The 26,026-nt window shown below is 43.5% G+C and carries 24 protein-coding genes; 12 read left to right on the forward strand and 12 right to left on the reverse strand.

Annotated features, from left to right (window positions below; all coding sequences use genetic code 11):
• Positions 1 to 186 precede the first annotated feature (186 nt).
• The 3 genes from WHS38_10885 to WHS38_10895 are packed head-to-tail and all read left to right on the forward strand — an operon-like array spanning position 187 to position 4,395.
• Positions 187 to 1,563, forward strand: coding sequence for a replication-associated recombination protein A (locus WHS38_10885; protein ID MEJ5301481.1), 1,377 nt, complete (start codon positions 187 to 189; stop codon positions 1,561 to 1,563).
• Positions 1,529 to 2,914, forward strand: coding sequence for a glucose-6-phosphate isomerase (locus WHS38_10890; protein ID MEJ5301482.1), 1,386 nt, complete (start codon positions 1,529 to 1,531; stop codon positions 2,912 to 2,914). Before WHS38_10885 ends, WHS38_10890 begins: the two co-directional genes overlap by 35 nt.
• The gene (locus tag WHS38_10895) at positions 2,911 to 4,395 is read left to right on the forward strand and encodes an ATP-binding protein (GenBank protein ID MEJ5301483.1); all 1,485 of its coding nucleotides are present in this window, start codon (positions 2,911 to 2,913) and stop codon (positions 4,393 to 4,395) included. Before WHS38_10890 ends, WHS38_10895 begins: the two co-directional genes overlap by 4 nt.
• 48 nt (positions 4,396 to 4,443) lie before the next feature.
• Here WHS38_10895 and mdh read toward each other — a convergent pair whose 3' ends face one another.
• From mdh to WHS38_10955, 12 genes are all read right to left on the reverse strand, one after another.
• Positions 4,444 to 5,379, reverse strand: a complete 936-nt coding sequence (gene mdh / locus WHS38_10900) for a malate dehydrogenase (protein MEJ5301484.1) — start codon at positions 5,377 to 5,379, stop codon at positions 4,444 to 4,446.
• Between the two features lie 94 nt (positions 5,380 to 5,473).
• A complete protein-coding gene (locus tag WHS38_10905) occupies positions 5,474 to 7,480 on the reverse strand; it encodes a pyruvate carboxylase subunit B (protein ID MEJ5301485.1) in 2,007 nt (668 codons plus the stop codon).
• 43 nt (positions 7,481 to 7,523) lie between these two features.
• Entirely contained in the window at positions 7,524 to 7,748 is a 225-nt protein-coding gene (locus tag WHS38_10910) for a hypothetical protein (GenBank protein ID MEJ5301486.1), read from the reverse strand.
• A 16-nt stretch (positions 7,749 to 7,764) separates the two neighbouring features.
• Positions 7,765 to 8,337 (reverse strand): HDIG domain-containing metalloprotein, encoded by a 573-nt coding sequence (locus tag WHS38_10915; protein MEJ5301487.1) that lies wholly within the window; start codon positions 8,335 to 8,337, stop codon positions 7,765 to 7,767.
• 33 nt (positions 8,338 to 8,370) lie between these two features.
• A complete protein-coding gene (locus WHS38_10920) occupies positions 8,371 to 8,700 on the reverse strand; it encodes a transcription termination factor Rho (GenBank protein ID MEJ5301488.1) in 330 nt (109 codons plus the stop codon).
• A gap of 34 nt (positions 8,701 to 8,734) precedes the next feature.
• Positions 8,735 to 9,532, reverse strand: coding sequence for a slipin family protein (locus WHS38_10925; GenBank protein MEJ5301489.1), 798 nt, complete (start codon positions 9,530 to 9,532; stop codon positions 8,735 to 8,737).
• Between the two features lie 75 nt (positions 9,533 to 9,607).
• On the reverse strand, positions 9,608 to 10,963 hold the full coding sequence (locus WHS38_10930; protein MEJ5301490.1) for a nodulation protein NfeD: 1,356 nt from the start codon (positions 10,961 to 10,963) through the stop codon (positions 9,608 to 9,610).
• 35 nt (positions 10,964 to 10,998) lie between these two features.
• A complete protein-coding gene (locus WHS38_10935) occupies positions 10,999 to 11,682 on the reverse strand; it encodes a uracil-DNA glycosylase (GenBank protein MEJ5301491.1) in 684 nt (227 codons plus the stop codon).
• A complete protein-coding gene (gene coaBC / locus WHS38_10940) occupies positions 11,675 to 12,892 on the reverse strand; it encodes a bifunctional phosphopantothenoylcysteine decarboxylase/phosphopantothenate--cysteine ligase CoaBC (protein MEJ5301492.1) in 1,218 nt (405 codons plus the stop codon). Before coaBC ends, WHS38_10935 begins: the two co-directional genes overlap by 8 nt.
• A 14-nt stretch (positions 12,893 to 12,906) precedes the next feature.
• Positions 12,907 to 13,455, reverse strand: coding sequence for a hypothetical protein (locus WHS38_10945; GenBank protein ID MEJ5301493.1), 549 nt, complete (start codon positions 13,453 to 13,455; stop codon positions 12,907 to 12,909).
• 15 nt (positions 13,456 to 13,470) lie between these two features.
• A complete protein-coding gene (locus WHS38_10950; GenBank protein ID MEJ5301494.1) occupies positions 13,471 to 14,100 on the reverse strand; it encodes an MBL fold metallo-hydrolase in 630 nt (209 codons plus the stop codon).
• A gap of 19 nt (positions 14,101 to 14,119) precedes the next feature.
• Positions 14,120 to 14,644: a nitroreductase gene (locus WHS38_10955; protein ID MEJ5301495.1), complete on the reverse strand. Its 525-nt coding sequence runs from the start codon at positions 14,642 to 14,644 to the stop codon at positions 14,120 to 14,122.
• A 229-nt stretch (positions 14,645 to 14,873) separates the two neighbouring features.
• Here WHS38_10955 and WHS38_10960 point away from each other — a divergent pair, with 229 nt between their 5' ends.
• The 9 genes from WHS38_10960 to WHS38_11000 form a co-directional block, all read left to right on the forward strand.
• The gene (locus tag WHS38_10960) at positions 14,874 to 16,205 is read left to right on the forward strand and encodes a folylpolyglutamate synthase/dihydrofolate synthase family protein (GenBank protein ID MEJ5301496.1); all 1,332 of its coding nucleotides are present in this window, start codon (positions 14,874 to 14,876) and stop codon (positions 16,203 to 16,205) included.
• Positions 16,206 to 16,249: 44 nt separating this feature from the next.
• Positions 16,250 to 18,499 (forward strand): LPS assembly protein LptD, encoded by a 2,250-nt coding sequence (gene lptD / locus WHS38_10965; protein ID MEJ5301497.1) that lies wholly within the window; start codon positions 16,250 to 16,252, stop codon positions 18,497 to 18,499.
• Positions 18,500 to 18,671: 172 nt separating this feature from the next.
• Complete coding sequence (locus tag WHS38_10970; GenBank protein MEJ5301498.1) at positions 18,672 to 19,178, forward strand: putative peptidoglycan-binding domain-containing protein; 507 nt, start codon at positions 18,672 to 18,674, stop codon at positions 19,176 to 19,178.
• Positions 19,175 to 19,603 carry a 3TM-type holin gene (locus WHS38_10975; protein MEJ5301499.1) on the forward strand — a complete coding sequence of 143 codons (429 nt, stop codon included), beginning with the start codon at positions 19,175 to 19,177 and terminating at the stop codon, positions 19,601 to 19,603. The genes WHS38_10970 and WHS38_10975 overlap by 4 nt, the downstream gene beginning before the upstream one ends.
• Before the next feature lie 577 nt (positions 19,604 to 20,180).
• A complete protein-coding gene (locus tag WHS38_10980; GenBank protein ID MEJ5301500.1) occupies positions 20,181 to 21,389 on the forward strand; it encodes a hypothetical protein in 1,209 nt (402 codons plus the stop codon).
• Positions 21,358 to 22,185 (forward strand): choice-of-anchor Q domain-containing protein, encoded by an 828-nt coding sequence (locus tag WHS38_10985; protein MEJ5301501.1) that lies wholly within the window; start codon positions 21,358 to 21,360, stop codon positions 22,183 to 22,185. Before WHS38_10980 ends, WHS38_10985 begins: the two co-directional genes overlap by 32 nt.
• A 799-nt stretch (positions 22,186 to 22,984) precedes the next feature.
• A complete protein-coding gene (locus tag WHS38_10990; protein ID MEJ5301502.1) occupies positions 22,985 to 23,428 on the forward strand; it encodes a transposase in 444 nt (147 codons plus the stop codon).
• A 71-nt stretch (positions 23,429 to 23,499) separates the two neighbouring features.
• The gene (locus tag WHS38_10995) at positions 23,500 to 23,880 is read left to right on the forward strand and encodes a transposase (protein ID MEJ5301503.1); all 381 of its coding nucleotides are present in this window, start codon (positions 23,500 to 23,502) and stop codon (positions 23,878 to 23,880) included.
• Between the two features lie 429 nt (positions 23,881 to 24,309).
• A partial coding sequence (locus WHS38_11000; GenBank protein ID MEJ5301504.1) for an SBBP repeat-containing protein occupies positions 24,310 to 26,026 on the forward strand: 1,717 nt, incomplete at its 3' end.

A 26,026-nucleotide genomic window follows, 5' to 3' on the forward strand; every position in this document is an offset into this window, starting at 1 on the left:
TGTGTCATCACTGCTTTGCGATTTTTAGAAAAATAAAAATCAATTCGTTCTAAAAGTGTCCACATCCATTCGTTATGGTCAGCTTTTTGGGAACATACTTGATACAATTTGACCATCTCTTGGGACTAGCTATAATCTTCTAGAGAAAAACTATTTCAGTTGCCCTATGTGTGAGGTTTAAGCAAAATGAGTCTTGATTTTATTAGACGAGAACCACTTGCAGAACGTATGCGCCCAACTCGCATTGAAGAATTCGTGGGGCAAGAACATCTTCTCGCTCCGGGAAAGATTCTTTGGAGATTTTTCCAGAAAAAGGATTTTCCTTCTCTTATACTCTGGGGAACTGCCGGTTCTGGTAAAACCACTCTGGCAAGGCTTATCGTAAAACACTGTGACGGCCATTTTATGACATTTTCAGCCGTTACCGCTGGAGTTCATGATATTCGGCGAGCAGCTGACGAGGCTGAAACGGTCTGGAAGACTAAAGCCAAACGTTCTTGGCTCTTTATTGATGAAATTCACAGGCTTAATAAGGCTCAGCAGGATGTCCTTTTGCCTTATGTGGAATCCGGTCTTTTTCGGCTTATAGGTGCTACTACAGAAAATCCATCTTTTGAAATCAATAGCCCGTTGCTTTCTAGAGTACATGTGCTTTTGCTTCGTCCACTTTCTTCAAAAGATCTAGCCGCAATAATGGATAGAGCACTAACCGATAAAGAACGGGGGCTTGGAGCCTATCCTGTAGAGATTAGCGAGAAGGCAAAGGATTTGATAATCCAGTGGGCGGGTGGAGATGCTAGACGGCTTCTAAATACCCTTGAAGCAGTTGTTATGACCACACCACCAGACCCAGATAAAAAAATCCGTTTTATTGATGAACAGGCTGTGCAAGATGCCATGCAGAGACCGGCTATACGATATGATAAAACTGGGGATCAGCATTACGATTTGATTTCCGCCCTCCATAAGAGCATTCGTGGAAGCGATCCAGATGCTTCTCTCTACTGGCTTTCCCGTATGCTTGAAGCAGGTGAAGATCCTCTTTACATAATGAGGCGAGTTATCCAGGCGGCTTACGAAGATGTGGGCCTTGCTGACCCATTTGCCTTGGTGGAAGCTGTTTCTGCTTTTCAGGCTTACCAAATAATGGGAAGTCCAGAGGGTGATCTTGCAATTGCTCATGCCGTTGTATATTTGTCCCTGGCTCCCAAGAGCAACAGTGTTTATAAGGCTTTTGGAAAGGCAAGAGCGTTTGCTGCTCAAACAGGCACCATCCCTGTCCCTTTGCATCTTCGTAATGCTCCTACAGAACTTATGAGAAATTTGGGTTGTGGAAAAGACTACAAATATCCTCACGACTACCCAGAAGGGTGGATTCCGGAATTTTATATGCCAGAAGGATGGGAAGACATTCGTTTCTACGAACCAACCAACCGAGGCTGGGAAGGAAGATGGAGTAACTTGCTTTCTGAACGTCGCAAAAAAATGAAAGCTATGATCAACCGTGTTAAAAAAGGAGAAGGTCATTATGCTACAGAACAGCAAAAACGTGATGAAACTTGAATTTGATTGGGCTTTTTTTGATCCACAAATTGTGGGCAAAGAACATGGCGTGAGTGAAAGTGAGTTGGAAAGATACCTTTTAAAGGCGGAACAGGCATGGAATAAAATTATTGAAGAGCGAGACAAGTCTCAGCTTGCTTTCTGGAATATACTCCAGAATGACTTGGTTATAAGGGAAGTTCGAACTGTTGAAGAAGTGATTCGACAAAAAAGCTGGGAAAACGTTCTTGTGCTCGGTATAGGAGGATCAGCTCTCGGGGCTATAGCCATCTTTAAAGCTTTGAGACACCCATTTCATAATCTTGTTGCTACTCCTCGCTTTTTTGTAATGGACAACATTGATCCTGTTACCTTTGGATCTCTCCTTGAAATGATCAATTGGGAATCAACCCTTGTTATTGTTATCAGCAAGTCCGGCACTACGGCTGAAACTATGAGCCAGTTTCTTATTGTAAGGGAAAAAATTAAAAAGGCTGTTGGACCGAATGCAGCTAAGAACCACATTATTGCTATTACCGATCCAGAAAAGGGTATCCTAAGAACGATCGCTAGATCTATGGACCTTGTATCATGCACTGTTCCTTCTCTTCTAGGTGGCCGATTTTCCGTGTTATCTCCTGTGGGTTTAGTCCCTGCCCTGTGCGTTGGAGTTGACATTCAAGCACTATGGGAAGGAGCAGTTATGATGGCTGACGCTGTAAGCGGGTCATCTCTTATGGATAATCCTGTTGTTAAAAACGGCTTGTATCAATTTGTGTTTGATTCTGAAAAGAAAAAATCGACACATGTTTATTGGGCTTATGCAGATGGATTGTATTACCTTGCCGATTGGTTACGTCAGCTTGTTGCCGAGAGTCTAGGAAAGAAAAGACTTGATGACGGATATTCCGTGGGAATCACACCGATTAAGGCTCTGGGCGTTACGGATCAACACTCACAGCTACAACTCTACCGTGAAGGTCCGAATGACAAGGTGATAATTTTTCTTGGGGTCAAAAACTGGGTTTGCGATGTAGAAATTCCCCAGCCGGATAAAGAAGAAGCTACCCTTGCATATCTGGGAGGACATACTTTAGGTGAACTTTTGCACGCTGAACAGCGTGCCACTGCTTGCGCTCTAGCTGAGGCTGGTCGTCCTAACATGACAGTGTGGTTTCCAACTTTAGATGCTTTTACTTTTGGCCAGGCTTTCTTCATGTTTGAACTTCAGACGGCGTTTATGGGATTTCTTTACGGGATAAATCCTTTTGATCAACCCGGAGTAGAACTGTCTAAAATGATGACCTATGGTCTGATGGGACGCCAGGGATTTGAAAAATACGCTGCCATGGTGGAGAATTTTGGTAGATGAAAAATGTAGTTGACTCTTTTACCCAAAAGGTTGGACACCAAAAAGAAGAAGAAACCATCAAGCCTTTTCAACTGGTAAAGTATCTTTCTGTGGTGGGATTGTGCGTTGTGCTCATAGGAGCTTTTGTTTTTTCAAGCTTTATAGCCCGTGGCGCAAAAAAAATCGTTTTAAGGAAGAGTGAAGAAAATGCATCTTTGCTGGCGAAAAACTTGAATTATCGAGTTGTTAGGGAGTTCATACTTGATACTCTAGCTACAGAAGGGGCGATTCGCTTAAGCAAGCGTGAACAGTATGAGAAGCTTGATATTATAGTTAGAAACACCATACATGGATTTCCCGTCAAAGAAGTAAATATTTATGACCTGCTTGGGGAATTGACTTATAGCACTTCTAAGGGTGTAACTCTCGGGACTAAAAAAAATTTAGGGGAGCCGTTTAAGAGATCTCTTAAGGGCGATATTGTATCAGTATTCAAGGGAGGTAAGTCCTTTCTGGGGTTTGAATGGCCCTGGGGAAACAAGGCGCAAGCTCTGGTGACCTACATCCCTATGTGGATTGGAATGATAGAGTTAGAAACGCATCAGGAAGTTGTTGGCACAGTGGCTGTTTTTGAGATTATTCAAGATATTTCTGGAGATTACGAAAAGATCTTTCGCTTTCAATGGATTGTTATAGGTTCTGTTACTGTGTTTGTGGGGATTTTGCTTTCTGCTTTGCTGTTTTTTGCAAGACGAGCAGAGAAGATTATCGAAAAAAGAGCCATGGAGCGCATCAGATTAAAAGAGAAATTACATAGAGCTGAACATCTTGCCTCTCTGGGAGAAATGGTCGCTTCGGTGTCTCACGAAATTAAAAATCCTCTTGGTATCATTCACAGCACGGCGTCGTTATTACGTAAGCGTCTTGAAAATGAAAAAAATCAGCGCCTTGCTAGTATTATTGTAGATGAAGCTACAAGATTAAACAGTATCGTAACGGAATTTCTTGACTTTGCCCGACCTAAAGATCCCCAGTTTTCTAACATTATTTTAGAAGATTTGCTGGATGAGGCTATATCCTTCATTGAAAATCAGTGTAAGGAACGAGGGGTAGCAGTTCGAAAAGAGTATAAGAACGGTTTGTTAAAACCCTCGATGGTCCGAGCCGATTCAATGCTTCTACATCGGGCTTTTTACAACCTTTTCGTAAACGCTTTGCAGGCAATGCCCAAGGGAGGCGAGCTCACTATAGATATTAAGTTTAATGGCCAATTTTGTGAGGTGAGGATTTCAGATACCGGTCCCGGTATTCCAGATCATCTCAAGGAAAAAATTTTCAGGCCTTTTTTTACAACAAAAGAAAAAGGAACTGGATTGGGACTGGCTATTGTTAAGTCGGTAATCGAAAGCCATGGTGGCGAGGTGGTTGTCGAATCCGAGGAGGGTAAGGGAACTACTTTGATAGTAAGACTTCCTTTTAACGAGAAGTTGTCGGTTCAATAACCTATAAACATGAAGCGGGGACCAGGTCCCCGCCATTTTCTCGCCTTATTATAAGGATAGCTTGCTTACCAGGCTTTTTACTGCTTCAACTGAACGTTTGAAAGCCGCTTCTTCTTCCGATGTTAACTTGATTTCTATAACTTTTTCTACTCCATTTCCACCCAGAATGACCGGCACTCCAACGAAGTAACCTCCGACTCCGTATTCTTTATCACAATAAGCTGCACATGGCATGAGCCGTTTCTTGTCTTTGATGATCGCTTCCGCCATTGCGACCGCTGAAGCTGAAGGTGCAAAGAAAGCGCTTCCGGTTTTTAAGAGATTTACGATTTCAGCACCGCCGTTTCTGGTTCGCTCGACAATAGCTTCTATTTTTTCAGAGCTTAAGAGTTCAGTAATGGGAATACCCCCAACTGTGCTGTATCTGGGAAGGGGAACCATGGTGTCACCATGACCACCAAGAACAAAGGCTGTGACATCTTCGACCGATACTCCGAGTTCCATCGCAATGAAAGTTCTGAATCGAGCAGCATCAAGAACACCTGCCATTCCCATTACTCGATTTGTAGGAAAGCCACTGACCTTATGAGCCACATAAACCATAGCATCTAGCGGGTTTGATACCACTATGATGTAAGCATTTGGAGAATATTTGGCGATCTGTTCTGTAACGTTCTTAACAATTTCTGCGTTCTTGAAAAGTAAGTCGTCACGGCTCATACCCGGTTTTCTTGGAAGTCCTGCCGTGATGATTACAACATCTGAGTTTGCCGTGTCGGCGTAATCGTTCGAGCCGATGATTTGAGCGTCAAATCCTTCAACGGGGGAAGCTTCCAGGAGGTCGAGAGCCTTTCCTTGAGGCATTCCTTCCACTATATCAACCAGGCATATATCACCCAGCTCTTTAATAGCTGCCCAGTGAGCCGCCGTAGCTCCCACAAAACCTGATCCAACAATGGTGATTTTCTTTCTGCTAAGACCCATCAGTAGGTTTCCTCCTTGATAATTAAGCGGATACCGCCCATGTAAGTTCTTACAATCTCGGGCATTTGCCCATGGACGGTTCCGCTTTGCGAATTTACTCAATAACTGCTAGCACATCGCCTTTTTGAACACTGTCACCCGGCTTGAAATTAATTTTTTTCACTGTCCCGGATATTGGAGACGTGATCGTATTTTCCATCTTCATTGCTTCTAGCACCAGGACAACATCCCCTTCCTTAACCTGCGCTCCTTCTTCCACTTCATAGCGGACTATCATGCCCGGCATAGGAGCCTCGATTGCAACACCCGTTGTGGGAGTTGCAGCTTTTGGAGTTGGGGGTGCCGATGGAGCAGGTGCTGGTGCTGGAGGAGGTGGGGGTGGAGGTGGTGGAGCCACCGCTGGACGTGGCTGTGGTTTTGCGGCTGGTGTTGGCGCCGGTGGCGCCGTGACGGCTATTGCCGAAGGCACACCACCAACTTCTTCTACTTCAACTTCAAAATACTCTCCGTCAACAAATACATTAAATTTCCTGATTCCAGGACCTTTAGAAGGTGCTTCTTTCTTTGCCTTTTCCACGAGTAACCCCGCCTTTGCTTTTTTAATTAGTTCTTCTTCCCTTTTTACATCTTCCAAAGTTTTTGGCTTAACTTCGTCTGGTATTGGTTCAAGACCATATTTCCACTTCAGGAACCGTTTTCCTGTAGTTGGAAATAGGGCGTAAATAAGCACATCGTCAATATCTTTAGCTAAACCTTCTATTTCTTTTGTGGCTTTTTCAAGCTCTGGCTCAAGAATGTCTGCTGGGCGGCAATCTATAGGTGTTTCGCCTCTTGGATAACCCTGTAGGGCTTTCTTCTGAACATCAGAATCTATTGGCACAGGAGTTCTACCATAAAGTCCGTAGCATAGATCTTTTACCTGAGCAGTGATCATTTTGTAGCGTTCTTCGGGGGTGTCGAAAAGAACATTATTTACGGTTTGAATGCCCACAATCTGACTGGTTGGTGTAACGAGAGGAACCTGACCCAGTTCACGGCGCACGATAGGAAGTTGCTTAAATACTTCGTCGAGCTTGTCCAGAGCGTCCATTTCACGGAGTTGATTAATGAGGTTAGAAAGCATACCACCTGGAGTTTGATGGAGTAAGACGTTAATATCGATGATAGAGATACGATCATCGAGAAGATGACGATACTTAGGTGAGATTTTTTCCAGGTATTCACTGCATTTGGCAAGAAGTTTCAAATCAAAACCAGTGTCACGATTTGTGCCTCTTAGAGTTACAACAAGGGGTTCGATTGCGGGGTGAGATGTCCTGTAAGCCCATGGCGATAAACAGGTATCCACAATATCTACTCCAGCTTCAATGGCTTTTAGCAAAGCCATATCGGCCATTCCGGATGTGAAATGGCTGTGAAGATGGATTGGAACCTTAACGGTTTCCTTTAACGCCTTTACCAATTCATAGGCATCGTAAGGAGCGATAAGCCCCGCCATGTCCTTGATGCATATAGTATCCGCTCCCATGTCCTCGAGTTCTTTAGCTTTCTTAATGTAATACTCGAGGTTATATACGGGTCCCCCCATTCTGGGTTCAGTGAGCGAGTAACAAATTGTGCCCTGGAAATGTTTTCCAAATTTTTTTATAATCTTAACAACTGTTTCAAAGTTTCTGAAGTCATTCAAGGCATCGAAAACTCGAAAAATATCTATTCCATTGATACAGGATCTTTCTACAAAAGCTTCCGCTACGTCATCGGGATAATTTCTGTAACCTACAAGATTTTGTCCTCTAAGAAGCATGGAAAAGGGAGTGTTTTTGATATACTTCTTGAGAGTCCTGATACGTTCCCACGGATCTTCCGCAAGGAATCTGTGCATAGTATCAAAGGTAGCCCCACCCCATACTTCCATGGAATAAAATCCAACCTTATCCATGTCTTCGGCAATGGGGATAAAATCTTCTGTTCGCCCTCTTGTAGCGAAAAGCGACTGATGTCCATCCCGAAAGGTAAGATCCTGAACCTTAACGGGATTAGTGACTTCTACTTGATCTCGATCTAAAAGCCCGGCAACAAGCACCCCGTGTTGTTGAGTCATAACGCCTACTCCTTTTTAACGTTCGTTAAATAGCGCTACGGTATTATTTGATCAGTCTCATTTGTAAGAATCGTCTCATTTCCATAGCTGCCTGCCGGCCTGAAATTGCCCATAGACTGGGAATTGCCACGGGTTTAGCGGGTGCTAGAACTTGAAAGAGTTCTTCTTGTGGAGCCTCAACAGCCAGTCTAGCCTCTTGTTCCGCCTGGAGATACATGGTTATCGCTCCAGCTATTGCAGCTACAACCTTTTCTTTGTGATTTTTCATGGGAGGATGCTCCTTCTTATAATCCTAAAACGCCCGATATTTTTCGCATCGCCTCAATGCTTAACTCAATAAAACGCATAGGATCTATTCCTATACGTTCGCAAAGCATTATGTGTTCTCTGTTGACATTTCTCGCAAAATCTTTGCTCTTCATACGCTTTTTAACAGACTGGGGCTGAAGTTTTTCGATTTTCTTCTCAGGATGAACAAGAGTTGCCGCCACTATGAGACCGGTTATGGTTTCTGCAGCGGTTAGAGCGAAGTCCAGGGTGGTTTCTCGGGTGAGGTTTAGAGCTTCCGCATTGTGGCGCATAATTGCCTGGATTACTTCTTCGGGAAGGTTGAAGGACGCAAGCAGTTCCGCAGTTTTCTTTCCATGCTCCTGAGGAGAGTCCATTGTTAGTTCGTAGTCGAGATCGTGTAAAAGACCGGCAAGTCCCCAAAGATCTTTATCCTCTCCAAGTTCTTCAGCAAGAACTCTCATGATAGCTTCCGTAGCAATGCAGTGCTTCCTCAGGTTGTCGGATTTCACATGAGTTGATAAAAGTTCCAAAGCCTGTTCTCTAGTTATGTTTAGCGAATCGCTCATTGTTTAACAGTAACCACCCTTTTGCCGTTAAGCCTATGCAGCGGCTCGCCGGGTTTTCTTTTTAAGCCTGCTTATCGCTTTGCGGAGCTTTTCTACAGCCTTTTTGTCGCCAGCCGCTCTGGCTTCTTCTCGTTTTACCTTTAGTTCCTTAATTTTTGCCTTGATCGCCCTTACATCGATTGTTGTTGTTTTCTTCTTTTCATCGACAATGCCGCGAGCTTCCTTGATGACTTTGATCAGCTCATCTTTGTTCATACCGTGGACACCGGTCACGCCTTCAATGGTTAAGGCGATTTCTCTGAGTTCTTTTGCTGTCATTTTCTCCAGAGGTTTTTCCTTCTGTGCTTTCTCTTTCTTACCCATATTTGTCTCACTCCTTTCCGGCTGTTAAATTTGTTTACATGTCATTCAAGCCATTCTTTTGAGATTCCTTTGTGGGGCTGTCCGACATGTTTAATTTCTGGCGTATAAAAGGAGTAATGATGTCTATCGGGATGGGAAAGAGTGTCGTAGAGTTGTTTTCAGAGGCGATTTCTCGCAAAGTCTGTAGATATCTAAGCTGAATAGCTACCGGATATTTTTGGATAATTGCTGCGGCATCGGCAAGCTTTTGAGCAGCCTGATATTCTCCTTCCGCACCAATGATTTTTGCTCGCCTTTCTCTTTCAGCTTCCGCCTGTTTTGCCATAGCTCGCTGCATTTCCTGGGGAAGATCTATATGTTTTAACTCAACAACAGTTACCTTAATGCCCCATGGATCCGTATGTTTGTCGAGAATTTCCTGAAGATGAGCATTGATTTTATCTCGCTCTGCAAGAAGTTCATCAAGCTCTGCCTGCCCGCATACACTTCTTAGAGTTGTTTGAGCTAGCTGGCTGGTAGCAAAAAGGTAATTTTCTACCGAGATTACAGCCTTTACCGGATCGATTACCCTGAAATACACTACCGCATTTACTTTAATGGAGACGTTATCTCTTGTTATGACATCCTGAGGGGCTACGTCCATGGTTACAAGTCTGAGACTTACTTTTTGCATACGATCAATAATAGGAATAAGCAAAATGAGGCCAGGTCCCTTTGCTCCGATGACTCTACCAAGCCTGAACACTACCCCTCGTTCGTATTCCCTTAGCACACGAAGAGCGTTTGCCAGGAATATAATTCCAAGTATCACAAGCAAAATAATTCCATACATCTCTATTCCTCCCTTACATTGGCTCTGCCGCTAGGTTTTTATTTAGCGGTTAGCCATCTAGAACAAAGGTTAATGTTATTTAACACCGATTTTTTTCACACGCAACTTTAAATTATGGACTTCCACTACTTCTACTTCTGTTCCTTTTGGGAGAAATTCATCACTTTCAGCGTTCCAGAGTTCACCCTCAACAAAAATCTTTCCAGTTGGAGTGAGGGGTTCCTCTACGATTCCTCGTGCGCCAATGAGAGCCTCTACGCCTATTTTGGGTTTCATGCGTTGAGCTCGGTAGGTGAGGCCAGCTACTACCAAAAAGAAAAGACTAATGCCCAGAACCGAAGGGACTAAAACCGAGTAGGGAACCATTAAATGACCAGAGGGCGAACGAAATAACATAATAGAACCTAAGGTTAGTGATATCAAACCTGCGATAGCAAGCATCCCATAGGAACTGACTTTTATCTCCAGGATGAAGAAAATTATGGCGAGAATGATAAACAATATACCAGCGTAATTCACAGGCAGGGTCTGTAATGCATAAAATGCCAGGATTAAAGATATAGCTCCAATAACCCCAGGAAGAACGGCTCCTGGTTGAGAAAGCTCAAAATAAAGCCCTGCAAGTCCGATCATAAGAAGTATGTAAGCTAGAGTGGGGTTACTGATTGTCTTTAGAATTTTGTGTCCAAACCCCGGTTCGATCTTTTGGACTTCTAAACCAGCCGTGTGAATAATTTTCTTAAAATTCTTGCGCTCAATCTCCTTTCCATCAATTTTCTGTAAAAGGTCCGGAATATCTTGAGCCACTAAGTCAATGACGTTAAGCTTGTAAGCTTCCAGAGCTGTAGCCGAAGCGCTTTCTCTTATGGCTTTTTCAAGCCACTCAGAGTTTCTGAAACGTTCTTCGGCAATACTCTTTGCAAAAGCTACCATATCATTCAGAACTTTTTCGTTCATGGTCTTCGGCACATCTTCGCCCGATCCAGTTACCGGATGTGCCGCTCCTATGTTCGTGCCGGGAGCCATGGCAGCAATATCCGCCGCAACGGTTATTAAGACCCCCGCCGATGCGGCCTGAGAACCAGGTGGATATACAAAAACCACCACAGGGATTGGTGCGCTCATGATCGCCTGCACCATTTTCCGCATGGACGTCATAAGCCCGCCGGGAGTATCAAGTAATACCAGAAGGAACTCAGCCCCTGTTCCTTTAGATTTTTCAATGGCGTATTCCAGAAAATCCTGGGTGGCAGGATTAATGGTGTCCTGGATAGAAATAAGGCAATAATGTGGTGAAGACTTTGATTTACCAGAGTCAGCAATATAAAGGGGTTTTGAACTGGGTTCGGATCCAAAGATTTTCCATGGACAGGTTAAAATCATAAGAAGCACTATCAGCGTCAACTTTTTCCACATTTTGTTAATGTTCATAACCATCACCTGCCTTTTTGTATAAATCACGTTTTTTAGTTCTGAAGAAATTTCCTAAGAGTTGAAAAATCTTCCCAGGCTTTTCTCTTTTCCAAAGCGTTTCTTAAGAGATATGCCGGATGAAAAGTAGGAATAACTGGTATACCTTGCCAGTTGAAGATTTTGCCTCTCAATCTGTTCATGGGTTGTTTCGTTCTGAGAAGAGTTTCCACAGCACAGGCACCTAGAGCACAAATAACTTTGGGATTTATAATTTCCAGCTGTCGAAAAAGGAAGGGACTGCAAATGGCTATTTCATCAGCTAAAGGCGTTCTGTTTTGTGGTGGGCGACATTTTACTACATTGCAGATATAAACTTCCTTGCGAGTGAGTCCAATGGCGTGAATCATTTTAGTAAGGAGCCTTCCCGCCTGCCCAACAAAAGGAAGTCCCTGGATATCTTCTTCATGTCCTGGTCCTTCACCTACAAACACAAGTTGAGCATTGGGATTACCATCCCCAAAAACAATAGTGTTTCTTCCCTCCGAAAGCCTGCATCTTGTGCAACCTTCAAGGGATTTTTCGAGCTTACGGAGTTTGTCTTGCTTTTCCTTAGGGTCGTTTGAAAAAGTAGCTTCTTTAGTAAGTATGGGTTCTTTGGGAATTGTGTCCACTCCAAAAAATTCCCAGGATTTACAGATCATTAAAAGCCATCTAGCCATTTCCCCACTTTTAGACATTCTGTGCTTCCTTCAGGCTTTCAATAATGTCGAGAAGTCTTTCTGCTACTTCATCCTTAGGTAAACATGGAAATTCTACCACCTTTTCGTTACGAAAAATAATTTTTACCCGATTTGTATCCACACAAAAACCCGAATCTGGTCTGGTTACGTCGTTTGCAACGATAAGATCCAGGTTTTTTTGGATAAGCTTTTTTGTGGCATGTTCTACGATGTTTTCCGTCTCGGCGGCAAATCCTACGGTGATTTGATGTGGTTTCTTAGTTTTACCAATTTCGGCTATAATATCTGGGTTAGGAGTAAGAACTAGAGTAAGACTTTCGCCGGTTTTTTTGATTTTCTGGGAATGAATTTTCTCCGGTCTATAATCTCCCACGGCCGCCGCCATTATGATAACATCCATTGAAGGGGCAAGATCTATAGCTTCGTTATACATGTCTATAGCCGATGTAACAGGGTGGACGATGGCTTTGTAAGGATGGGGAAGCTCCACAGGACCCGTCAAAAGATGCACTTCTGCACCTCGCCTAAGAGCGGCTTTGGCTATGGCGTATCCCATTTTCCCGCTGGATGGATTGGATATAAATCTTACGGGATCAAAGAATTCTCTAGTCGGACCAGCCGATACAAGTACCTTTATTCCCTTCCATTTCTGGGGAGTAATGCTGGTTGCTATAGTTTCAACTATAACATCGATTGCAGGAAACCGCCCCTGTCCTTCTTCTCCGCACGCCATAGTCCCAGATTCGGGTTCCAGCACTAATACCCCTCGGTCTCTAAGAATTTCGATGTTTTTTTGAGTAACCGGATTTTCATACATTGCTGGGTTCATTGCTGGACACATGACAATCGGTACTTTTGTTGCCAGCAACACTGTTGATAGATAATCGTCGGCTATTCCGTGAGCCGCTTTGGCAAGAATATTTGCTGTGGCTGGAGCTACAACCACAACATCAGCCATGCGGGCTATCTTTATATGACCAATGTCAGCTTCTTCTCTTAATGAGAAAAGATCTGTTGCTACAGGGTTTTGAGAAAGTGTTTGTATTGTAAGTGGAGTTACAAACTGTTGTGCCGCTTTGGTCATAATAACGTGAACGTCTGCTCCTTCATCCTTAAGTGCTCTTATGAGTTCGACGGCTTTATAAGCGGCAATGCTCCCAGTTATACCAAGCACTATGGTTTTTCCTTTAAGAATAGGTCGGCTCATTGTTTCCACCTCTGCTAAAGCCTGACTTGAGTCGGAGCAACGTAAATTTCCAGGTAGGTATAGACCAAGTGCGAATGTATGATGATGACACAGGTTTTTTGAGGTTTTTCAAAAACAAGCACTGACCGATTATACCTAAAGCCACTTTTGAATTGCCATTTTTCTCTAACCATAGCCGCCTGGAAAAAATCCACAAGAGAGTTCGGTTCCACTCTGCCCTTAAAAACAAGCACTCCACTTTTAAACTGTCCAACCATGAAAACTCTAGACTCGTCTTCAACTATATTCATTTCCTGAGGAACCGGTATGTCTTCAAAGTCGTAAAAGAGTGGAGCTATAGGATAGCCAGACGTGCTGGTGGTTGGCTGGGTGGTTGATCCTGGGCCGGGGTATCCGGTGGTGGTTCCAGACGGAGGTGGCAATGTTTGCCCTGTAGAGGGTGATTGAGATAATCCAGACGTAGGGGGAGGAGGTGGTGATAGAGCTCGACTCTGGGAACACCCTGTTAATGCAACCACTATTAGCATTAAAGTTATTCCCACCAGTAAGTATTTTTTACTCATGTCAGTGCTCCTTGTTTAGAAAAATGGGTTAGTTCTTCGTTCTTTTCCTACAGTTGTTGAAGGCCCATGTCCTGGATAGACTATAACATCATCACCCAGCGGAAATATTTTTGTGCGAACCGAGGCTATGAGTTGCTCATATGATCCACCTGGGAAGTCCGTTCTTCCAATGGAACCATCAAACAGAGTATCGCCAACGAAGATCAGCCTTTGAGATGGAACATAGAAAGAAACATGGCCGGGAGTATGACCAGGAGTTTCTATGACGTGGATTTCTATGTTTCCGAGTTTAAGAATATCGCCTTCCTGAAGAGTTTTATCAGCAGAAAGGTTTACAGAAGGAGTTTTTCCCATAATAAATGCGCCGACACCCACCATGCGATTGTGAAGAAGCGGCTCATCCAGGGGGTGGAGATAAATTTCACCGCCGGACAACTTCTTAAGACTCCATGCATCAAGAACATGGTCAAAATGACCGTGGGTTAGAAGAATTGCTTTAAGCGTGTAACCTTTAGATGTAAGAAAGTTGTGGATGCGTTTTGCCTCTCCTCCTGGATCAATAACAAAGGCTTCCTTAGAAGAAGGGTCTGCAATAATGTAACAGTTTGTCTGAAGCATGCCCACTACTAAGTGTTCGATTATCATTTGTCTTTTCTCCTCTTTTCTATTTTTCCAGGACAATAAGTTCTTCCAAAGGCTTTCTATGGGATGTCTGATTTTTTGAAGCCGGATAACCAATAGCCACAACAGCCATAAGTTCAAGGTGGTCCGGCAGTCCAAGCGTTTCCCTTACGGGTTCCTTGTTTTTTAAGATTTCACCAATCCATACGGCTCCAAGCCCCATTGAATGTAAAGCAAGGAGAAGATTTTGAATGCAAGCACCAACTGCCTGACAATCTTTTACGTAATCGTAAGAGGCTTTTTTGTCCAGAAATACGGCAACCGCTACGGAAGCGTTCCTTATTATTTGACCGTAACGAGTAAGAGCACCGATTTTATCTCGTAAGTCTGGATCCCATATTATAGCAAATCGCCATGGCTGATTGTTTAATCCTGATGGCGCCCACGAAGCTGCTTTTAGGGCTTCCATAACCATTTCACGTTTTACAGGTTCCCCCATGTAGGCTCGTACGCTGCGGCGTCCATAAATCGCTTTAAATACTTCAGTCATAACACCTTGATGTTCCATCTTGTCTTCTCCAAGAAAAATCTATGATGATTTGTTCGGTGCCTAGAAAGTGTTGGTCACTAGGTTTTATACACTACAAATGGCAATGGTTAAAATTGAAAATTCAAAGCCACAAGCATCTGATCGCTTTTACGTTTTCCCGGGCAAAGTTCTTGTATTTTCCAGGTTAATGTGACAATTTATAGAAGCTATGTAAGAGAAGGGATTATCGAAAATTGGAGACAGTATTATGCAGACCCATTGCCCTAAAAGTCAGGATGAATTGGATAGCTACAATAGGGTTCTTAAGGAGCTTTACCTGCTTCAGAAAATAGGGATAAAGTTTGGGCTAAATCGCACCGAGCACATTCTGGAAAGGCTCGGTAATCCCCATGTCGGTATCAAATACATCCACGTTGGAGGAACTAACGGCAAAGGATCTGTCGTGGCGATAATCTCATCTATTCTTAAGGCTCATAACTATCGAGTTGGAAGTTACACATCGCCTCACCTGCTACGTTTTACAGAGCGGATCAGGATAAACTGGCAGGAAATAGCGCCGTCCAGAGTTGTTGATCTTTACAAATCGGTAAAATCCGTTTTGATGCCCGAATCCCCACCTACTTTTTTTGAATTTGTTACAGCAATGGCTTTCCTTTACTTTAAGCAGGAAAATGTTGATTGGGGAGTTATCGAAGTAGGAATGGGCGGACGACTGGATTGCACAAATGTTATTACTCCTCAAGTTAGCATAATAACCAACGTTGGCTTCGACCATCAGGAATTTCTTGGAACATCACTTGCCGCTATAGCTCGTGAAAAAGCTGGAATAATTAAACCTGGTGTCCCTGTTATAACGGCTGCCAGACAGCCCGTGGTCCAAAGTATAATTAAAACTACCTCTTCCCGTCTCGGATCAGATCTGCTGGTTTTTGGTAAAGATTTCAACATCAGAAAAAATTCTCCCCAGACCTTCCATTATCAAGGCTGGATGAGAACATTTCAGAATCTGACTCTGCCGCTTATAGGAGAACATCAGCGAGAAAACGCAGCTCTGGCCCTTGCAGCTCTGGAAGTTTTAGAAGAGCGGGGAGTGATTGAACTGAGAGAAAATGAAGTAAGAACTGGGCTTGCAGAAACCTCCTGGCCGGGAAGGGCTGAAATCATTTCACGAAATCCCACAATTGTGCTTGATGGAGCTCATAACCCTCACGGTGCTGAAAGTCTTAAGCATATACTTAGAACTTATTTTAACTACAACAAACTTTACTTTATCATTGGCATAATGGGTGATAAGGACGTGAGAGGGATCCTTAGAAGACTTCTACCTCAAGCTGAAGCTGTGATTTTTACCAGACCTCGCTATTCAAGAGCTGCCGATCCAGAAGGGTTAAAGAAGATAGCTCGTTCCTATATTTCCAGGTGTTATGTTATTCCTGATGTAGCTCAGGCGATCGAATATGCAAAGAGTGAAGCCGGGCCCAATGATCTAATTTGTATTACAGGGTCGCTTTATTTTATAGGCGAAGTTAAAGAATTGTTCGGTGAGCAAGCCGATGCCGTGACAAGCCTTTCCCAGTAAGAGGCAAAAACAAAAGTGCCTCTACGGAGAAAGAAGGAAATTCCATGACCCTGATGAGAAAAATACCCAAGCTTCGGGTTATCGGCGGTAGGGATGAATTTCCAATCCGTCCTTATTCTATTTTCGGGTTTCTAATTTTTAGTTTTCTTTTTTGGGGATCCCAGGTTTTTTCTGGTGTGTCTCCTTCTGAGTTGCCCACCCCTCGAGATTTCCATCGAGACAATCTCCCGTGGACTCTTACAGCTGATAAGATTGAATATCTCAAGGATGAAGACGCCTATAAAGCTGAAGGGCGAGTTGTGCTGCAGTCTGGCCCAAGAAGAATTGAAGCCGATAAAGGGATTTTTTACAAAAAGGAAGGACTTGTAAAGCTTGAAAGTAATGTTCTGCTCAGCTATGGAGAAGACTGGATTAGGGGCGACCTGGTTGTGTGGAATCTTGAACGTCAAACTGGTTATGTTGAGCACGGTAAAGCCTATTTTGCAAAGAATCACTTTTATGTAGAAGCTGAGCGTATTGAACGATTGGAAGGAAATGAATACACTTTGGATCGGGGATTTGTAACCACTTGCACTCCTGTTTCCCCTGACTGGTCAATTCACTACAGACATCTTTATATTCCTTCTGATGGTATGGCAAAAGCCCGTAACGTTGTTTTTCAGGTTGGTTCGGTTCCTGTTATTTTTATTCCCTGGGTTGTGGTGCCGGTAAATACCGAACGTCACAGCGGGATATTACGACCTGTTTTGGGATTTTCCGATTTAAACGGCTTCATGCTGGAAGTTCCCTACTATTGGGCAATAGACCATAATCAGGACGCAACTTTTTTCGGTCAGATGCTTCAGAAGCGTGGGTTCATGGGAGGTGTTGAATACAGGTGGAATGATGCCAGATGGGGCGAAGGAATTTTTCTGGCTAATTATTTACATGACCTTGCCGATACGGAAAGTGTTCGCGCTCATGGGTTTTCGTTAGACGAAAGGGATCGATACTGGATAAGAGGAACTGCATTAACTGACTTGCCTTATGATATAAAAGCTAGACTGAAGCTTGATATGGTTAGTGATCGAGATTTTTTGAATGAATTTACTCGCGGCTCTCCTTCCTTTGAATATACAAATTCTGAACTGAGATCCTTCCTTGGAACTGAACTCATTACAGATAAATCTAGAACTGCTCGAGAATCAAACGCTTATTTCTTCAAAAAAGGGGAGGACACAGATGTGTCCTTTAATCTTCATTATTTTGATGAAAACGACCCTTTGTTAAAAGATGTTACGCTACAGGAACTACCTTCTTTTGCCTTTTCAATAGGATCTTCGCCTTTTTCGGGGCTTCCTCTTTACTACAGTGTGCGCTCTTCCATTGCTCAATATTGGCGAGACGAAGGAACTCGAGGCACCAAAATTTACGCTGCTCCGGAAATAAGTATGTCTGAGTCCATAGGTTCAATTCTAAATACTAAAACGACCATCACACTTCACAATGTCCTTTACAAAACGGATGGAGACAATGATGATTCAAAGGGATTAGATGGCAGGACTGTCCCGGTTTTTGCTACTGGAGCCAATGTGAAGCTGGAAAGAAGTTATGCCCTGGACATTTGGGGGATTCCATCGGTTACTCATACTGTAAGTCCCGAAATAGCCTACGAATATGCCCCGAAAGTTAATGAAAAGAGTGTGCCATCCTTTGATGAGTCAAAAAGCATTTTCTACACTAATAGAATTCGCTACGGTATTCAGTCATTTTTAACGGCTAATAAGAACAATTCAAGCGAGGAATGGGGCAGGGTAAATATTTTTCAGTATTACCGCATAGGGAACCAAAAGGTGCCCTTTTTCGAAAATGGTTTATCAAGCCCCTTTGAAAAAGGCGAAGGATTTTCGGATGTTTACCTGGACGTAGAATTTACTCCACATAGATACGTAGATCTTTCTTACACTATGGCGGCTGCGCCCGAAGTTCCATCTGTTAGACAGCACGATGTTCTGTTGAGCATACAAACATTTACCGGTCAGCGTCTTGGCATGGAATATCGCTATAGAGAAAATACCAGTGTTGATGAGCTTATTGCCTATCTTAACTGGGATGTGCGCCCCTGGCTTTCTCTGGGAACCTACCATGACTATTCCTTTGCCAGGCATGATATGTTTAAGCATGGCTACAGCGTTACATATCGACGAGATTGCTGGGCCTTGAGCGTTTCATACGAGCTTGAGGGAGAAGACAGACGATTCTTCGTTAGTATAAACCTTCTCGGACTTGGGCAAGCTGGTGTCGTAGGGCGTTAGCAATTTAAGCTGAAAACCCAGGCTCTATATTCTAAATCATAAAAAAAACCGGTTGATTTAACTCCAGGTGTTATTCCTTTTCTGCAAAAACCAAGGCTTCAGTTCAAAATCTTCGATAGGCTTATAGTCCCAGATATTTTTTACAAATTAAAGTATTTATGGAGGTTTAATAATGAAACCAGAGTTTGAAGAACATTTTCAGAAGGTTATTCAACTTGAAGGCGGCTTTAGGCTTATAAAAAACCCTACAGAGGAGACTCACACTTATGCAGGTATTTATAGAAAGATTTATCCCCAGTGGGAAGGCTGGAAATATATTGATAAAGGAGAAACTCCGCCAACAGAACTCGTCCGTAAATTTTACTATGAAAACTTCTATCAACCCCTTGAAGGTATAGAAAATCCGGAAATAAGATTTTCTATATTTGAATTCGGTGTAAACGCCGGTTTAAGGAAGGCTATAAAAATAGCTCAGGCGGTTGTTGGGACATCTCCTGATGGTATTTTAGGACCAAAAACTCTTGCTGCGCTAAATACCGTAGTTCCTGAAGATTTTATAAAAAGTTACCTTATTGCAAGGATAAAACATTATCTTGACCTCGCAAATGCAGATCCTAGGAAATATGGCGTATATCTAAGAGGTTGGCTGAACAGGGCATTTAAAGGAGTGAATGTATGAATCTTATAGGAATAGGAACGATAATTGAGACCGTTGGCAGGATTGCCGATGACCTTATAACCACAGACAAAGAAAGGCTTGAACTTGCTTTAAAGGAGCAAGAAATAGAAGCGGAGATTCTTGAAAAAGTCCATGAGACAAACATTGAGGAGGCAAAGCATCCCAGCATATTTGTTGCAGGCTGGAGACCCTCTATTGGGTGGATAGGTGCAATAAGCCTTGGTTATCAATTCGTTTTATATCCTCTTTTAACGTGGCTTTGGAAGATATTACAGGCAAAAAATATAATTCCCTTAAATATGGATCCACCTCCCACGATGGAATCAGATATACTATGGACAATTATTGTCGGGATGCTCGGAATTGCGGGATTAAGAACTTACGATAAATTAAGAGCTGTTGATACAAAAAGAATCAGCAGATAAGGGTAAAAGCCTGAAGTTAGCGGTTAGAATGATTTAGTTATGCTCTGGCAACGAATAATTATCGTATTGTGACCTGCGCTCTGAATGTTTTTTCGGGAATGGGACATCGAGAAACTAGCTGGCAGGATATGTTTTGGTGTAGCAAAGTATCAGATAACAGAATTGGTTGGCAAAAAAACTTGCAAAGAAAAACATCTTTTTTAAAATGAAGCTGACCTGGGCTATTCCCGAATTTTTCATTCTCTTTCAGCTACATATCCTCATTTCACGAAATGGCCTGGTTTTTTAATTGTGGGAAGTGAAGATAGTTATTTGTAGGGGTATATCGAATATTTATAAGAATCCTCATGAAAAATATCACAAGTAAAGACTATAAATCTTTTTAGGATGTTTGTTCCCTATAAAGCTTTGGATGGAAGGTTTTCTTCCTGGTAATAGCCGTTAAGAAGTTTCGTAACAGGTTGAAAGGGTTGGATTTATAAAAGAAGTGGTAGGTTCATTGGGAAAGGCAGGGAGACCATATACAAAAAGGTTAAATTCCTGCAAGGTTAATTTAGGGTTTAGGGAGGATGTTCTAATGGATCGAGAAGGTAAGAAGCCAGGGGGTGTTGTTCTAGCGATTGTGTCATTTGTATGTTTTACATTTGTTATGGCGAGTTTTTCCTATGGAGCCGTTCTGTATGCGGCTCCGGAAGCTCAAGGGAGCGGCGATTGCTCTTCCTGGACAAACGCCTGCACCCTGCAAACAGCTCTTTCCGGTGCTGGGAGTGGTGATGAGATCTGGGTAAAGGCGGGGGTTCATTATCCTGGTGCGGCTGGCAACCGGACCGCCACCTTTCAACTTAAAAGTGGCGTCGCGTTATATGGCGGTTTTGCCGGGACGGAGACCAGTCGGGATCAGCGAGACTGGCAGACCAACAAGACCATTCTAAGTGGTGATATTGATAAGAACGACATCAATACCGACGGTAACTATATTGCCGAGACAACCGCCGACATCCAGGGGAGTAATGCCTATCATGTTGTAACTGGAATTAACATTGACGGCACCGCTGTTCTGGATGGTTTTATTATAACCGCCGGGCAGGCGAATGAAATTTACGTGCCTCATAGCTACTGTGGCGGGATGTACAACGATAGTTCCAGCCCTACTATTGCTAATGTGGTTTTTTCGGGTAACTGGGCAGGGGATTGCGGCGGGATGTGTAACAACAATAATAGCAATCCCACTCTTAATAATGTGACTTTTTCGGGAAACGGGGCATCCTACTGTGGTGGAATGTGCAACCAAGAATACAGCAACCCCACCCTTGCCAATGTAACCTTTTTGGAAAACTCGGCAAACAGGAATGGTGGCGGTATGTGTAACTACAAATCCAGCCCTGTTCTTACTAATGTAACCTTTTCGGGCAACTCGGCAGACTATGGTGGTGGGATGTACAATCAAGACTACAGCAGTCCCGTTCTTACTAATGTAACTTTTTCGGAAAATTCGGCGGAATGGTTTGGTGGCGGGATGCGAAATGCCGGTTATAGCAGCCCAATTCTTACTAACGTAACCTTTTCGGGCAACTCGGCAGGGTACGGCGGTGGAATGGACAACAATGATAATTCCAATCCCACCCTTATCAATGTGACCTTTTTTGAGAAACTCAGCGAACAACAATGGCGGCGGAATGAGCAACGGCAATTCCAGCCCCACTCTTATCAACGTGGCTTTTTATGGCAATTCGGCATCATGGGGAGGCGGTATTATGAATTACAATTCCAGTCCCGCTATTACTAATGTGACTCTTTCGTGTAACTCAGCGTGGTACGGTGGCGGGATTTTCAACAGAAATTCCAGCAATCCCACTCTTACTAATATCATCCTTTGGGGAAATAGTGCATCTGTAGGCCAAAGCATTTACAACGAAGGGAGTACACCGAGTATTTCCTACAGTAACATTCAGGGCTGTGGAGGTTCCGGTGGCGGATGGCAGTCGGCTTGCGGCGTAGATGGTGGACATAACATTGATCAGGATCCGCTATTTGTGGATCCATCAGGTGGCAATCTGCGCCTTCAAGCGGGATCGCCTGCTATTGATAAAGGAAACAACAGCGCTGTTCCCTCTGGCGTTACCACTGACCTTGACGGCAATCCCCGGTTTGTAGATGGTAACGGAGATGGCACTGCTACAGTGGACATGGGTGCTTTTGAATACCAGTCCGTATATTATACTCTCCAGGTGACAATATCCGGCACAGGAAGCGGCACGGTGAGCGCCACGGGTTGCACCTTGAACTGGACGGGGAATACGGGAACCTGCACGGCCTCTCATGGGACTTCCATAACCTTGAGTGCAACACCATCTTCGGGTTCTACCTTTGCAGGGTGGTCTAACGGGACGGGGTCTGCTTCGGGTTGTTCAGGCACAGGAACCTGCAGTTTTACGATAACCCAGAACTCCAGTATAACCGCCACCTTTAACCAGTCTCAGGGAGCGGTGGCAGTGCCTACGATGACTGAGTGGGGAATGATAATGTTTATGATTATTGCGGGTCTTGGTTCCGTTTACTACCTGAGAAGAAGAGACATTTAGATACATTAAAGGGCAGACTTTCCAACGTCTGCCCTTATATATTCATCTACTCTTATGGGTGAGTCTCTCTTTACCTGTTGCAAGCGAGTTCATTCAAAACATTGGTTTGATGGCAAAGCGTTTTATTGCAATTTTCAAACTCGGCAGTAAAAGATCCTTTAAGGATAATTTCTTTTTAAGGGGTTACTTTCGTTATTTTGCTCCATCCTCCATGTGCTAATGTTTCCTGAAATAAGGGAACATTTCAGCCTGCTCCATATTATCGAAAAATTGTTGACCTGACAAAGCCATTGAAAGTATAAATAGACGGGTTTTTTACGGCAATATCCTATTCTTTAGACTGTTCCCTCTTTCTTTCCGTAAAAAATCTCCTGGGGTAACTTATCAGTAGTGTTTCATTAATTGTGTCTGCTTGACAACAGGGGTAAGAAGAGGCTTTCCTCCTGGTGGGTGAGTGTTAGTAAACCTAAATGAAAAAGAAGGAAAGCCCCATGCCCGAGTTAAAAGAAATTTGGCTCATGTTCAAAACCGGTGCAACCTAACCAATTGGGAGATAAAAGCAGGGAGACGCTGTTGATGGGGTTAGAGTTCCGAGGGTCAGATAGGGAGATTTCAGACCCAGGATAATTCCTGAAAGAAGTAAAGCCTCGCTGGATCTCGGAGAGGTAATTTTGGGTTTGTTTGCTTCCGGGTGCAGTGTTAGAGCTATTTCCCGGTTTATGGAAACGATTTATGGAGCTTACTATTCCCCTGCCAGTGTTAGCCGTCTCACGGATGTAACGACCCAGGCAATAGATAGATGGAGAACCGTCCTGTTAAGGAGGAATATTTTGCGCTCTACGTAGATGCAACTTTTCTGAATGTAAGGCGTGGTTCTGTGGGAAAAGAACCTGTCTATGTGGTTGTTGGGATTAATTGGGATGGGGCAAGAGAAGTTCTTGGTTTTTGGTTTTTCGGTTCTAAAGGGGAGAGTGCCACCAATTGGCAGGAAATACTCGGTGAACTCAAATCAAGAGGGCTTAAAAGATTTAAGTTGTTAGTAGCTGACGGTCTAAAAGGACTTAAAAAGGCTGTTCTTATGGAATTTCCTGGGACACGATCCCAGCTTTGTGTGCTTCATGCTGTAAAGGGAGCTTTGATAAAGGAGTCCCCTCCTCAGCCCTCCCCGTCAACGGGGAGGGAGTGGAAGTTCCCCGCTGATGGGGAAGGTGTGAAAATTCTCCAGTTGACGGGGATGGCATGAAAGTCCCCCCTTGATGGAAATGGTGTGAAAGTTTCTCAGTTGACCAGAAGGATGTGTAAGTCCTCCCGTTGATGGGGGATTTAGGGGGCAACAGAGCATCAAGCAGGAAAGAAGCCAGACAGGCTCTTATTGAGCTTAAAGAGAAATGGGTGAAAATATATCCTGAAGTGGTAAAGAGGTGGGAAGAGGACTTTAAAAAACCTTACTACCTTTGTATCCCAAGGAAATTAGAAGATTTATTTTACACTACCAATCAATTGGAAAGGCTCATGAAAGAAATCAAAAGAAGAACCAGAGTTATAGAGGTTTTTCCAGAGCCAGAGGCTGTTTACAAAGTGATTTATTTGGTATTATCGGAAATGAAAGATACAGCCAGAGAAGCTTGCCAGGGTTCTAGGAAACCGTTTCTAAATTCAGGAAAGTCTTTTTATCTACAGACACACTTGGACTAATATTATGTTATGTTGTCTCCTGAAACCTTTATTTGCAAACATTCAAGTGAGGAGGAATAGCTTATGAGTAGGTTTGAAAAAGCTGCTTTAAAAGGTAATGGTGGGGTTTTTTATTAGTTTTACTGACTTTCATTCTGGGCGTTTTCTGTGCGGTCTTTGATGGGCATGCGGGCACAAATGTAATAACAAAAGAAGATGTAACAAAGAAGATCTCGAAGCTCCCCATTCCCTCTGGGCGTTTTCTGTGCGGTCTTTGATGGGCATGCGAGCACAAATGTAATAACAAAAGAAGATGTAACAAAGAAGATCTCGAAGCTCCCCATTCCCTTTATTGAAAACAAAGAGCAGGTTAACGACGATGTAGCCTTTTACGCCAAGACCATCGGCGGAACGCTCTTTGTTACGAAAGATGGAGAGCTTGTCTATTCCTTGCCGAAGTATGAAGAAAATACAGGAAACAAAAAAGGACTGAAACACGAGGAAAAGGTTACGGGCGCCAAGACAACATGCGGAGTTGCCCTCAAAGAGAGACTTATTGGAGGAAACATAAAAGAAATCAAAGGTGATGAACCCGCTCAGGCAAGGGTCAGCTACTTCAGGGGCAATGACCCGAGCAAGTGGAAAACAGGCATAAGGACCTATGGGCTTGTAAGCCTGGAAGAGGTTTATGAAGGGATAGATCTCAAACTCAAAGCCTATGGAAATAACGTAGAGAAGCTCTTTTATGTAAAGCCAGGTGCCAAAGCAGAGGCAATAGCCATGTCGGTGGAAGGTGCTAATAGCCTCAAGGTAGATGAAAAGACAGGGGAACTTGTGGCAGAGACAGTGTTTGGGGAAGTGAGATTTACAAAACCTGTGGCTTACTACCTTGAGGAGCCGATGAAAAAGATAGAGGTCTCTTACAAAATAGAGGGAAATGCCTACACCTTTGCTATTTCTGAGTATGACAGGACAAAAACGATAGTCATAGATCCTCTTCTTGCATCCACATACATTGGGGGAGATAGTGGTGAGGGGGGCCATTCCATCGCCCTTGACAGTAATGGGAATGTCTATGTGACGGGATATACAGAGTCATTCAACTATCCCACAACAACAGGGGCTTATGATCAAAGCCACAATGGTGGGTATGACGTTTTTGTTTCAAAACTGAGCAATAACTTGGACACTCTTCTTGCATCCACATACATTGGGGGAGATAGTGGTGAGGGGGGCCATTCCATCGCCCTTGACAGTAATGGGAATGTCTATGTGACGGGATATACAGAGTCATTCAACTATCCCACAACAACAGGGGCTTATGATCAAAGCCACAATGGTGGGTATGACGTTTTTGTTTCAAAACTGAGCAATAACTTGGGCACTCTTCTTGCATCCACATACATCGGGAGAGATAGTTCTGATGTCGCCAATTCCATCGCCCTTGACAGTAATGGGAATGTCTATGTGGCGGGGACTACATGGTCATCCAATTATCCCGCTACACAAGGAGCATATGATACTAATCTTAATGGGGGTACGTATGATGGATTCATCTCGAAGTTCAATAGCTCTCTGAACACACTCCTTGCCTCTACATTTTTTGGGGGATCTAGTGGTGCTGATGGAATACTTTCGATCACGATTGACAGTGCTGGGAATGTCTATGTTACAGGACCGGCAGACTCAAGTGATTTTCCCACAACAGCGGGGGCATATGATACATATTGGAATGGACGTACGGATGCATTTGTTTCTAAATTCAACAATTATTTATCTAAGCTACTGTTATCCACTTATATAGGAGGATCTAGTATAGATCTTGGCATTTCCATCGCCCTTGACAGTAATGGGAATGTCTATGTGACGGGATATACAGAGTCATTCAACTATCCCACAACAGCAGGGGCTTATGATCAAAGCCACAATGGTGGGAATGACGTTTTTGTTTCAAAACTGAGCAATAACTTGGACACTCTTCTTGCATCCACATACATTGGGGGAGATAGGGGTGAGGGGGGCCATTCCATCGCCCTTGACAGTAATGGGAATGTCTATGTGACGGGATATACAGGGTCATCCAACTATCCCACAACAGCATGGGCTTATGATCAAAGCCACAATGGTGGGAATGACGTTTTTGTTTCAAAACTGAGCAATAACTTGG

The sequence above is a fragment of the Thermodesulforhabdaceae bacterium genome, from assembly GCA_037482015.1.
GTDB lineage: Bacteria > Desulfobacterota > Syntrophobacteria > Syntrophobacterales > Thermodesulforhabdaceae > JAOACS01.